At 70.9% G+C, this 12,583-nt stretch carries 7 protein-coding genes and 1 pseudogene; 3 read left to right on the top strand and 5 right to left on the bottom strand.

Features of this window, described 5'->3' with window-relative positions; genetic code table 11:
- The first annotated feature begins 49 nt into the window (after positions 1-49).
- A complete protein-coding gene (locus G3I54_RS31140; protein WP_164619482.1) occupies positions 50-1,336 on the top strand; it encodes a streptophobe family protein in 1,287 nt (428 codons plus the stop codon).
- 7 nt (positions 1,337-1,343) lie between these two features.
- On the opposite strand, the gene G3I54_RS31135 is transcribed toward G3I54_RS31140, so the two are convergent.
- The 5 genes from G3I54_RS31135 to G3I54_RS31115 form a co-directional block, all read right to left on the bottom strand.
- Entirely contained in the window at positions 1,344-2,372 is a 1,029-nt protein-coding gene (locus G3I54_RS31135) for a serine/threonine-protein kinase (RefSeq protein WP_164619480.1), read from the bottom strand.
- Positions 2,373-2,378: 6 nt separating this feature from the next.
- On the bottom strand, positions 2,379-3,338 hold the full coding sequence (locus tag G3I54_RS31130; RefSeq protein WP_164619478.1) for a hypothetical protein: 960 nt from the start codon (positions 3,336-3,338) through the stop codon (positions 2,379-2,381).
- A 9-nt stretch (positions 3,339-3,347) separates the two neighbouring features.
- A complete protein-coding gene (locus G3I54_RS31125) occupies positions 3,348-5,714 on the bottom strand; it encodes an FHA domain-containing protein (RefSeq protein ID WP_164619476.1) in 2,367 nt (788 codons plus the stop codon).
- A 59-nt stretch (positions 5,715-5,773) separates the two neighbouring features.
- Positions 5,774-6,190: an ATP-binding protein gene (locus tag G3I54_RS31120; protein WP_164619469.1), complete on the bottom strand. Its 417-nt coding sequence runs from the start codon at positions 6,188-6,190 to the stop codon at positions 5,774-5,776.
- 105 nt (positions 6,191-6,295) lie between these two features.
- Positions 6,296-6,895: a sigma-70 family RNA polymerase sigma factor gene (locus tag G3I54_RS31115; RefSeq protein WP_164619468.1), complete on the bottom strand. Its 600-nt coding sequence runs from the start codon at positions 6,893-6,895 to the stop codon at positions 6,296-6,298.
- A 337-nt stretch (positions 6,896-7,232) separates the two neighbouring features.
- Between G3I54_RS31115 and G3I54_RS31110 the strand changes: the two genes are divergently transcribed.
- Together G3I54_RS31110 and G3I54_RS31105 are read left to right on the top strand one after the other, a co-directional pair.
- Complete coding sequence (locus tag G3I54_RS31110) at positions 7,233-10,604, top strand: LamG-like jellyroll fold domain-containing protein (protein ID WP_203687408.1); 3,372 nt, start codon at positions 7,233-7,235, stop codon at positions 10,602-10,604.
- A 254-nt stretch (positions 10,605-10,858) separates the two neighbouring features.
- Positions 10,859-12,505 (top strand): annotated as a pseudogene (locus tag G3I54_RS31105) (alpha/beta hydrolase).
- The last annotated feature ends 78 nt before the right edge of the window (positions 12,506-12,583 follow it).

Raw genomic sequence — 12,583 nt, 5'->3', positions numbered from 1 at the left:
CCGGTTCCCCGGAGAGCGGAGCGTACGGTCCCTGCTTAGCGTGGCAAGCGTGAACGTCCGCGCGAGCAACGACGAGAACAGCGCACCCGCCCCGCACGGCTGGCGCCACGCCCTCCTCGCGGTCCTCACCGGCGTGCTGGCCATGGTGGTGACCGCGGCCCTCGGCCTGTGGGCCGCCGGTGCGGCCGGGCTGCCCGGCGGCGCCTTCCCGGCCGTCGTCGCCGCGGTGGTGGTGATGGCGGCGGGCGGCTCCGTCGGGCTCTCCGGGGACGCCGGTTCCCTCGTCGGGACGCAGGCCGACCTCTCGGTCCTGCCGCTCTCGGTGACCCTGGTGGGCGCACTCCTGGTCGCCCGCGGCTTCCTGCGCCCGCTCCGCCACCGGGCCGTCGCCGGAGGCCGCGAACTGGCCGGCTGGGCGGGCCGCGTCGCCGCCCTGTGGATCGTCGCGCTGATCGTGCTCTCACTGATCGCCCGGCACACCTTCACCCTCTCGGCCGATGACCTCACCGGCAGCGGGACCGGGGACCTCCTCGGCAGCGACCCGAAGGTCGGATTCCGGGCGGAGATCCCCCTCACCCTGGTCTTCGGGCTGCTGTGGCTGGCCGGTGTCCTCGTACTGGCCCTGCTCGTCTCGCGCCGGGCCCCGCTCCCGGCCCGGCTGCTGCGCTTCCAGGAAGCGGTGCGCCCGGCGGCGTTCGCGATGGTGGCGCTGCTCCTGGCGTGCGTCGCGCTCGGTGTCGTCGCCGGTCTCGTCGTGATGATCACGCGCGGACACCCTGCCGAGACCGTCGCGGTGATCCTCCTCGGGCTGCCCAACCTGGTCTGGCTCGCGCTCACCCTCGGCCTCGGCGCGTCCTGGGAGGGCAAGGTCGAGGGCCCCTTCGGGCTGCCCATGCCCCAGGTGCTCGACTCCGTCCTGCGCACCCCCGACCTCTCCACCCTGAACCTGAGCACCCTCGCCGAACAGGACGGGCGCGTTCGCTGGCTCGTGGTCGTCGTCGCCGTGCTGGTGCTCGCCGCCGCGTTCCTCATGGCGGCCCGTTCGCCCGCCCGGACGCGGCTGTGGCAGCACGCGGTGCACATGGCCGTCGCGCTGACCCTGACCGTGCTGTTCATCTGCCTCACCGCCCGGATCTCCGCCCACTACGGACTGTCCCTCCTGGGCCTCGGGGACCTCGGCGGCGGACTCGGCGGTGAGGTGTCGCTGCGCCCGAAGCTGTGGACGGCGCTCGGGTTCGCGGTGCTGTGGGGCCTGGTCACCGGCTTCCTCGGCGGCCTCGCGGCCTCCCGGGTGCACCGGCGCGGCGAGGTCCCGGACGCGGGGCCCGAGGCCTGAACCCACCTCACCGGACCGGTCGGCCGGCTTCCGGGAACACCGGTGCGGCCCAGCGCGGCGGCGCGGGCGGAGCCTCGGGGGCCGCCGACCAGGAACCGGCCGGTGCGTCCACCCGGGTCGGCGCGTGCTCGCCGGGCCCGATGCCCGCCGCGGCGGCCCGCAGCGCGGCGACGAACCTGAGGCAGGTCTCGTAGCGGTCCTCCGGGGACTTGGCGAGCGCCTTCGCCAGTACGCCGTCGACCGCGGGCGGGAGCACGGGCCGCAGGGAGTTCGGCGGGGTGGGCGGGTCGTACTGGTGGGCCCACAGGAGCGCCATGTCGTCGTCGCGCTGGAAGGGCGGCGCACCGGTCAGGGTCTCCTGGACGACGCAGGCGAGGCTGTACACATCGCACCGCCCGTCCACGGGCCGCCCGGAGATCTGTTCCGGCGCCACGTAGTCGAGGGTGCCGACGAACTGGCCGACCGTGGTGAACCCGGTCAGCGACAGCGACTTCTTCGTCAGCCCGAAGTCCGTCAGATACACGTGCTCCGGATGGTCGCTGTCGGTGCCCGCCGCCACCAGGATGTTGCCGGGCTTCACGTCCCGGTGCACGAGGTCGTGGTCATGGGCCGCGTCGAGCGCGGAGGCGACCTGTGCGGCGATCCGGACGGCGGCGGTGAGGTCCAGCGGCCCGCGCCGGTCGATCAGGACGCGCAGATCGGCGCCCGCGACGAAGCGCATCGCGATGTAGAGCAGGCCCTCGGTCTCGCCCGCCTCGAACACCGGCACGATGTGAGGGTGGTCGATCGCGGCAGCCACCCGTGACTCGTGCGTGAACCGCTGCCGGAAGGTGTCGTTGCGGGCCAGTTCGGGCGCGAGCAGCTTCAGCGCGACGATCCGGTCCAGCCGCAGATCCTTGGCGCGGTAGACGACCGCCATGCCGCCGCGCCCGATCTCGGCCTCCACCAGATAGCTCGCGATCCGCTTGCCGACGAGATCGTCCTCGCGCCCGGTGGGCAGCCCGGCATCGTGCGACGGAGGAGGCGGCGGCACCATCGGCCGTCACCGCCCCGCATCCCCCGACGCCCCGCCGCCGGGCGGTTCGTCGGGACCGGCGACGGTGATCGCCCGGGTGGGTTCGGGTGCGTCGGGTGGCGCGACGCGGGTGGGCTCGGGCCCGTCCGGGGCCACCACGCGCGTGGGTTCGGGCCCGTCCGGGGCCACCACGCGGGTCGGCTCGGGCCCGTCCGGGGGTGCGACGCGGGTGGGTTCGGCTTCGTCCGGGGTGACGACGCGGGTCGGTTCGGGTGCGGCGGGTGGTGCGACGCGGGTCGGCTCGGGCTCGTCCGGGGCCACCACGCGGGTGAGTTCGGGGCCGTCCGGCGGTGCCATACGGGTCGCCTCCGGATCCGGATCCTCGCCGGTCACGACCCGCGTGGGCTCCGGAGCCGGAGCCCTCGGGGCCTCCGCCTCCCCGGAAGCCGCTCCGGCCGCTCCCGCTCCCCGGCCCGCCGGTTCCTGGCTCGCCGCTCCCGGCCCTGCCTGCGCCGCGTACGTACTCAGCCGGGTCCCGTCGCAGTAGACCCACCGCTCGTGCTCGGCGTCGTACAGCCACACCGACTCCCCGTCCACCACCATGCCCACCCGCAGCCCGCGCGTCCGCTGCCGGAAGCCCTCCCCGTCGCTGCGGCCCTCGGCCAGATCCTGGGCCGCGCGGCGGTACCGGCTCAGCGACTCCTCCGCCCTGGCCAGCAGCGGTCGTGGATCCGCGGTGCGGGCGAGCGGCGCCCCGGCGGCCGGCGGCGTCTGCGGTACGGAGACGAGGAGCCGCCCGTCGACCCAGGCCGACCAGCCGTTGGAGCAGGCGACGTACGCCCAGTCCCCGCGCCGGTCCTGCACCTGGACCGGGAGCAGCGGGTCCAGCGGGTCGGTGGGCCGGGCGACGTCGGGGGACTCCCAGGCCGGGAGGCCGTCCGGCGGGACGACGTGTGTGGGGCGGAATTCCGGGGTCGGGGTCGCCATGGAACCGCCTCACTTCCGCATGACCGCGGGCTCGTGCCGCCTCAGCAGTTTCATGACCACGTATCCGAAGACGACCGAGAGGACGGCCATCATGCCCATGTTGAGCAGCCAGACCCCCGCCGAGTGCCCGAAGAGCGGATCGGAGGTCAGGTCGCCCGGCACGATCCGCGCCAGATCGATCGTGCCGGCCATCGCCCCGAGCGCCCACCGCGACGGCACCAGCCAGGACAGCTGCTCCACCCCGGGCACCCCGTTCAGCTTGAGCAGCGCACCGCAGAAGACGACCTGGACGATGGCGAGGAGGACGAGCAGCGGCATCGTCACCTCCTCCTTGCGCACCAGCGCGGAGACCAGGAGGCCGAGCATCATCGCGGTGAAGGACAACAGGGCCACGGCCAGGGTGATCTCCACGAGCGGTGGCAGGAACACCCCTTCGCCGCCCGGCGCGTTGAGATCGACGCCCACCAGTCCGACCAGGGTCAGCACCACGGCCTGGAGGACGGTGATGGTCCCGAGCACCACGATCTTCGACATCAGATACGCGGATCTGGACAGCCCGACGGCCCGTTCCCGCTGGTAGATCACCCGTTCCTTGACCAATTCGCGTACGGCGTTGGCCGCTCCGGTCAGCACTCCGCCCACGCACAGGATCAGCAGCGCGTTCATCGCCGTCTCCTGGGTGAGCCGGCTGCCCGCCAGGGCGCGGGCCATGGCGCCCATGACGAAGGGCAGCGCGATCATGATGATCAGGAACGTCCGGTCCGCGCTCAGCGCGGAGGCGTACCGGCGTACGAGCGTATGCAGTTGCGCACCCCAGTTACGGGTCTTCGGCGGCGGCGCGACCAGCGCTCCGGGCGCGGCCGGCGGAAGGTGGGGCTGTGCCGTCGCGTTGACGATGTACTGCCGGTGGAAGGGCGAGTCCGCGTAGGTGGTCGCCCAGTCGCGGTCGCGGTCGTTCTCGAAGGCCTCGAACGCCTCCGGCCACTCCGCGAAGCCGAAGAAGGCGAGGGCGTCCTCCGGCGGGCCGTAGTAGGCGATGCGGCCGCCGGGTGCGAGGACGAGCAGCCGGTCGCAGACCTCCAGGCTCAGCACGCTGTGCGTGACGACGATGACGGTGCGTCCGTCGTCGGCCAGCCCGCGCAGCATGTGCATCACCGAGCGGTCCATACCGGGGTCGAGCCCCGACGTCGGTTCGTCGAGGAAGAGCAGCGAGGGCTTCGTCAGCAGCTCCAGGGCCACGCTCACGCGCTTGCGCTGGCCGCCGGAGAGCGAGTGGATCGGCTGGTCGGCGCGCTGTTCGAGGCCGAGTTCCTGGATCACCTCGGCGACCCGCGCCCGCCGCTCGGCCTTCGCGGTGTCCTGCGGGAAGCGGAGCTCGGCGGCGTAACCGAGGGCCTTACGCACGGTCAGCTGGGAGTGCAGGATGTCGTCCTGCGGGACGAGGCCGATGCGCTGGCGCAGCTCGGCGAAGTCGCGGTAGAGGTCACGGCCGTCGTAGAGGACCGTGCCGCTGTCGGCCGGGCGCTGGCCGGTGAGCGCGTTGAGCAGCGTGGACTTCCCCGCCCCGCTGGGCCCCACCACTCCGAGCAGGCACTTCTCGCCGACGGGGAAGGAGACCCGGTCCAGCAGGGTCTTGCCGTCCTTGCCGGCCCGGCCGACCGTCACCTCCAGATCCTGGACGTCCAGCGACACCTCACCGGTGTCCACGAACTCCTGGAGTGCGTCGCCGACCAGGCAGAACGCGGAGTGCCCGATGCCGACGATGTCACCGGGGCCGACAGGCCCTCGGGCGACCGGCTGACCGTTGAGGAAGGTTCCGTTGTGGCTGCCGAGGTCGACGATCTCGTAGGCGCCGTCGGCCAGGGCCCGTAGCTCGGCGTGGTGGCGCGAGACCACCAGATCGTCGATGACGAGATCGTTGGAGGCGTCGCGGCCGATGCGCACGGTCTTCGCGGGCAGGGGCCGCACCGTCGTCGGCTGCCGGAACGTGCCGGTCGCCGCGGGCATCGACACGGCGGACGGCCGGTCCGCGGAGGGGGCGGCGGGCGCTGGAGGTTCCCGGCCCAGCAGGACGGCGCGCGGTCCGTCGCTCGGATTGCCGAAGCGGATCTCGCTGCCCGCGCCGATGTCCGAGGCGTGGATGCGCCTGCCGCCGGTGTACGTGCCGTTGGTGCTGTCCTCGTCCTCGATGGTCCAGTGACCGGCCTCGGGGTGCAGGATCGCGTGGTGCCAGGAGACCCGGTTGTCGTCGATGACGATGTCGCTCTCGGGGTCGCGCCCGACATGGTAGTCCCGGCTCGGACTCATCACCGTGGAGCCCAGATCGGTCTCCAGAACGAGTTCGGGCGCAGTCGGCGTCGCTGGCCGCTCTCCCATGCCTGAATTCTACCGAGACGTAACGATCGGCGCCCGCTGCCGGCGATCGGCCCGGTGGCTCAGCGCTCCACGGTGGCCAGGATGACCTTCCCGCCGCCCGCCGCCTCACGGACCCGTACTTCCCGGGCCAGCCGCTGGATCATCGGCCAGCCGAATCCGCCGGTCTGTCCGGTCAGGTCGGGCGTCCGGTCCTGCGGGTGCGCCGGGCTGGGGTCGGTGACCCGGACATGGACGCCCGTGCGGTCGGCGGTGAGCCACAGCGCGGTGACGGCCCCCGCGTGCCGGACGGCGTTGGTGACCAGCTCCGACACGAGGAGCAGGAGGTTCTGGATCGTGTGCGAGGTGGGTGCGGGGTGCAGCCGTGCGACGAAAGCGGTGACCGCGTCACGCGCGTCGGCGGCCTTCTCCGGCCGGCAGACGAAATCGGTACGGGTCTCGCCGTCCGGTGAAAACGTCATCAGAATACGGTCGTTCATAGCGTCCACCCCGTCGCGTGAGCTTTCTGGCTGGAGTTCGGGTACCCCCGGAACGGCATTTCATGGAAATCGGCCGAAGAAAATGCACGGGGTCCGGCGAACGGCTCAGCGTCCGTCCGCGAGCCGGTCCCGCTGGAGGCGGTGCGCGAGCGCGCGGCGCACCTGGGCCGACCCGGCGACGGACGTGCGCGCGGGCACGTCGAGTCCACGGCTGATCACGTCGTACGCGCTCCGATGGCTGCCGGGCAGATCCGCCCGCCGCTCCGTCAGATCCTGCTCGACGAGCCGCCGCAGCGCGTCGACGTGTCGCGCTGTGAAGGGCTTGCGGCCCCGGCCGAGGGCGTCGGCCAGGCGGGTGCAGTGGGCGTCGTCGTGAAGGGTCTCGGAGATCTCCTCCGCCAGGCCCCACAGCCGCCCTTCGAGCCAGGGCGTGTCGTGCTGGTCGAGGGCGACGCCCGGCGGTACGGACGTCCCCGGCCGGTCCTTGGCCACCTGCTTGGACACGGCGGGCTGACTCATCCCGGTGAGCCGGGCGATGGCTTCCTGGGTCCAGCCGAGGCCGGCGAACAGCGTGATCATTTCGCTGCGCAGTCGCCGCATCTCCTCGCCGGCGCGGATGACCTCGTTCATGTCGGCGAACAATTTGCCGGCCTGTTCCTCGGTCAGGAACCCGGAGTTGTGCCGCGTCTCTTCCTCGTCTGTCATAGCTCGGTCATACCCTGAGCGGAGCGAAATGCATAACCTGGTTGTACAACCAGGTTATGTCGTGCGATGTGTTCGTCATGTCCGCCTTTCACATTTCGGGTCCGGGGCGGGGTGCTGCCCGTGGATCGACGGCGCGGACCGGTTCGTGGCGACCGTCGCGTCGTTCCTCGGCCGAGGATGCCGCACTGCTCCCGCACTGCTCCCGCACTGCTCCCGCACTGCTCCCGCACTGCTCCTGCATCGCTCCCGCGCTGTTCCCCGCTCGGGAGCCCGTCGGTTTCTATCGTTGAAAATTCTCCGTGCACGACCGTTGTGCAGTGTTTGGTGTTGTGGCTCAATGTTCGACTATGTGCAGTGCCTCACAGGTTCGAGGCACCCCCGGCTCTTCGACGAGGACGACGCCTTGAGACGACAACACCCGCGCCCCCGTGCCCTGTTCAGGGCCCTGACCTGCGCTGCGGCGCTGCTCATACCGGTCGGTGCCACCCTGGTCCCGACGGCGGCCGCCGCACCCGCCGCACCGGCCGGAGCCACCGCGAACACCTTCACGGCCGACGACCCGGTCACCGACGTCCACGGGCTGAAGGGCGAGTATTTCAGCATGTCCGCCCCGGGCGCCCGTGACTTCGCCGAGCTCGGCGCCACGGCCCTGGACCCCGAGATCGACTTCCCCGGTCTCACGGGGACGTTCGAGTCGGCGACGGGCAAGACCGAGCACACGACGGCCCGTTGGACCGGACAGCTCGAAGCCCCCGAGAACGGCGACTACACCTTCTCCGCCATCGGCGACAACGGCTTCCGCCTCTACCTCGACGGCAACGTTGTCATCGACCACTGGGAGCCGGACTGGGACAAGGAGCAGCACAGTGCTCCGATCGCCCTGAAGGCGGGCGAGAAGCACGACTTCAAGCTGGAGATGTTCCAGGACACCGGCGGCGCCAGCATGTTCCTGCGGTGGGGGAGCGACACCCTCAAGAAGCAGATCGTGCCCGAGTCCGCGTTCACCCCGCCCGCCGACTTCGAGGTCTACCCGGTCGCCCTGAGCGTCGCGAAGAACGGCAAGCGCCTCCAGGCCACCTTCCGTGACCGCGTCTCGGACTACCGGAAGGTGAAGGAGCACCTCAAGATCGAGGTCGACACCTCGCCGATGCCGGTGAAGTCGGTGAACCGGGCCTCGGACAACCCGAAGGCGCTGATCATCGATCTCGCCGCGCCGGTCCTGAAGGACCAGCGGGTCAAGGTCGTCTACGACGGTCAGGGCGGCCTGAAGTCGGGGTCCGAGACCGTTCCGGAGATCGGCCGCACCGCCAAGAACCTCTCCACGCACCGCCTCACCACCACCTGGGGCGACAAGCTGGACAAGAACCACCCGCTGCCCGAGTACCCCCGGCCGCAGCAGGTCCGCGACCAGTGGAAGAACCTCAACGGCCCCTGGGAGTTCGCCGGGGCCACCGAGGGCGAGCAGCCGGTCTTCGGCAAGAAGCTCGACGAGAAGATCATCGTGCCGTTCCCGGTCGAGTCCCAGCTCTCCGGTCTGGAACGCGACGAGGACCACATGTTCTACCGCAAGCTCATCACCGTGCCGAAGAACTGGTCGGTCGGCAAGGGCGCCAAGAGCGGCAAGGGCGCGTCCGGCAAGGACAAGCGGCTCAAGCTCAACTTCGACGCGGTCGACTATCGGTCCACCGTCTGGGTCAACGGCACCAAGGTCGCCGAACACACCGGCGGTTACACCGGGTTCAGCGCCGACATCACCGACGCGCTCAAGGGCGGCGGCCCCCAGGAGATCGTCGTCGCCGTCACCGACAAGACGGGCCCGAACCAGCCCAAGGGCAAGCAGTCCACCAACCCCGGCGGCATCGTCTACACCCCGTCCTCCGGCATCTGGCAGACCGTGTGGATGGAGCCGGTAGCCCCCGCCGCCATCGACTCCCTGACCACCACCCCGGACATCGACACCGGCCGCCTCGCGGTCACCGTCAACTCCGCGAAGGCCTCCGCCGACGCCCGGATCACCGCCGTCGCCCGCGACCGCAAGGGCAAGGTCGTCGGCACGGTCACCGGCCCGGCCAACCGCAAGCTCAGTCTGCCGGTCAAGAACCAGCACCTCTGGTCGCCCGACGACCCCTACCTGTACGACCTGGACGTCTCCCTCACCGACGGCCGCTCCAAGGACAGCGTCGAGAGCTACTTCGGGATGCGCCAGCTGAAGATCGACAAGGTCGGCGGCTACCAGAAGCTCGTCCTCAACGGGAAGCCCTTCTTCTCCCTCGCCATGCTCGACCAGGGCTTCTGGCCCGACGGGCTGTACACCCAGCCCAGCGACGCGGCCCTCACCTTCGACCTGAAGGCCCAGAAGGACCTCGGCTTCAACGCCGTACGCAAGCACATCAAGGTGGAGTCGCCGCGCTGGTACTACCACGCAGACCGACTCGGGCTGCTGGTCTGGCAGGACTTCGTCAACGCCGACATCGACAACGACGCCGGCAAGAACGCCTTCCTCACCCAGGGCAAGGAGCTGATGAAGCAGTTCCACAACTACCCCTCGATCAGCGGCTGGATCGTCTTCAACGAGGGCTGGGGCGAGTGGGACCGGACCGAGACCGGCAAGATCGCCGAGGACGTCAAGGCGTTGGACCCGTCCCGCGTGGTCAACGCGCACAGCGGGGTCAACTGCTGTGCGTCCAAGGGTGATTCCGGCAAGGGCGAGATCATCGACCACCACGACTACGTGAACAACGACCCGGCCTTCCCGGACGACCGCCGCGCCGCGATGGACGGCGAGCACGGCGGCTTCACGCTCCGGACGCCGGGTCACATGTGGCCGGGCGCGCCTGCCAACATCTACAGCGGGGTGGCCGACAAGGCCGCCCTCACCGCGAAGTACGTCGACAACACCCGTACGTACTATCTCGCCGCCGCCGGCGCCGAGCTGTCCGGCTCCGTCTACACCCAGGTCAGCGACCTGGAGAACGAGCTCAACGGGCTCTGGACGTACGACCGTCGGGACATCAAGGTCGACCCGAAGAAAGTCCGGGAGATCAACCGCCAGGTGATCGCCGCAGGTGCCGACGCCGGTGAGCGCGACGAGCTGAAGGGCGGCGGCTCCTGGTCGCTCGACGAGAACAAGGGCGCCACCGCCCGCGACAGCGGCCCGAACAAGGCACACCTCGCACTGGAGGGCGGCACGACCTGGGCCCCCGGCGTCACGGGCTCGGCGCTGAAGTTCGACGGCGAGGGGCAGTACGCGCAGAGCGCCGGTCCGGTCGTTGACACCACGAAGGACTACACGGTCTCCGCGTGGGCCTCGCTGGACGCCGTACCGGGCAACTACGCCACCGTCGTCAGCCAGGACGGCCGGCGCACCGAGAACCCCTTCTATCTCCAGTACGGACAGGGCGCGTTCGCCTTCTCCACCCCGGGCGGCAAGCGCGCCCGCCTGGAGATCGTCCCGGAGACCGGTAAGTGGTACCACCTGGTCGGGGTCCGCAAGGGCGACGCGATCACGCTGTACGTCGACGGGAAGCCCGCCGCCACCACCGAGGCCGGACCGGCCGATGTGAGCACCGGCCCGCTCTCCGTCGGACGGGCCCAGTACGACGGCGCCAAGGGCGACTTCTGGAACGGCTCCGTCGATCAGGTCGCGGTGTACGACAAGGCGCTGACCGCGGAGGAGGTGTCCGCGCTGAACGGCCGTCAGAAGCCGTAATCCGCAAGGACGCTGGGTCCCCTCCCGGCGCACCCCGGAGTGTGCCGGGGCGCGCCGGGAGGGCAGCGGACCCGCCACGGGCGTGAATGGTTCTCCAACCGGCGGACCATTCACGCCCGTTGCCGTCATTCCCGAGACGTACGGAGGTGGGGCCCCGGGAGGGATACGCAGACGTGCACAGGTCCGACAAGATCCTCCTGTCCGAACATACGACTGGAAGGATCGATATCGTGCGCAGACGACGTCTCGCGCCCCTGGTGGCCGTGAGTCTGACGGCGGCGCTGGCCCCGGCGCTCGCCGCCTCGCCGGCCACCGCGGCCCCGGCCGCCGCCCCCTCGGCCGGGACCCCCTCGGCCGTCGCCCCGCCCGCCGCCAAGAGCGCGCTCGACCGCTACGCGAAGCAGAAGCCCGACTGGAAGCGGTGCGAGGCCGACTCCCCGGCCGCCTACCAGTGCGCCACGGTCAAGGTTCCGCTGGACTACCGCAAGCCCGGAGGCAAGCGGATCGACCTGGCGATATCCCGGATCAGGACCGCCGAGCCCGGCAAGCGGCGCGGCATCCTGCTCTCCAACCCCGGCGGCCCCGGCGGCGAGGGGCTGTGGATGCCGATGATGATGAAGTAGGAGCTGCCCAAGTCCGTGCTCAAGAGCTATGACCTGGTCGGCTTCGACCCGCGCGGCGTCGGCCGCTCCAGTCCGGTCTCCTGCAACCTCACACCGGAGCAGGAGAACTGGCTGAGGCCGTACAAGGCGGAGACGTACGCCAAGGACGTCGCCTGGGCGCGCACGGTGGCGGACAAGTGCCGGAAGAAGATGGGGGACCGCCTTCCGCACATCACGACCCGCAACACCGCCCGCGACATGGACCTGGTGCGGGCGATCCTCGGCGAGAAGAAGATCTCCTACTTCGGCTACTCCTACGGCACCTATCTGGGGGCCGTCTACGCCCAGCTCTTCCCGGCCAGGGCCGACCGGTTCGTGCTGGACAGCGCGGTCGACCCGCAGCGCGCCTGGCGCGGGATGATCCAGTGGTGGGCCGAGGGCGCGGAACCCGCGTTCGACCGGTGGACCGAGTGGGCCGCCGCCCGCTCGAAGACGTACGGCCTCGGCGACACCCCGAAGAAGGTCGACCGGACCTTCTGGAACCTCGTCGCGCAGGCCGACGAGGACCCGATCGTGGTGGACGGACAGCCCACCACCGGCGACGACATCCGTGACGGGATGCGCGGGCTGGCCTTCACCCCGAAGTACGCCTCCGAGTCGGTCGTGGAGCTGAAGAAGGCCGCGGCGGGCAAGCCGGCCTCCGCGAAGAAGCTGGCCCGGATCACCGAGGGCGGCGGGTCCGGGGCGCCCGAGTGGGCCGGAAAGGCCGCGCTCGCCGCCGAGACCCCCGTCGACAACGGGACCGCCAGCTTCTGGGCCGTGGTGTGCGGCGACAACTCGGCCGCGTGGTCCCGCGATCCGGAGACCTACCGGCGTGACGCCATCGAGGACAAGGGCCGCTACCCGCTCTACGGGGACTTCGCGTCCAGCATCAAGCCCTGCGCCTTCTGGGGGAAGTCCGCCGAGCCGGTGACCGTGGTCAAGAACAAGGTCGGCTCACTCGTCGTCCAGAACGAGTGGGACTCGCAGACCCCGCTGCCCAGCGGCCAGGCCCTGCACGCCCAGCTGAAGGGCTCGAAGATGGTCACGGTCCTCGGCGGCGAGGGCCACGGCGTCTACCCGAGCGGCAACGCCTGCACGGACGGCGCGGTCAACCGCTACCTGGCGTCCGGCAAGCTGCCCGCGAAGGATGTGACCTGCAAGGCGACCGCCGAGTCGAACGCACAGGCACGCCAGAACCAGAAGCCGGACGTGCTCCCCGGGTCCCCGGTCCCGGAGCGCGCCCCGAACCGCTTCTGACCTTCTGGCCTTCTGAGCCCGGCCGTACGGCTCCCGTGAAAGGGGCCCGGCTGCGACGGAGAGAACGTCCTCCGCCGC

This window comes from Streptomyces sp. SID14515 (assembly GCF_010548505.1).
In the GTDB taxonomy this organism is placed as follows: domain Bacteria; phylum Actinomycetota; class Actinomycetes; order Streptomycetales; family Streptomycetaceae; genus Streptomyces; species Streptomyces caviscabies.
Note: the sequence above shows the minus strand (reverse complement) of the source record. Positions and strands in the feature narration are given on the sequence as shown.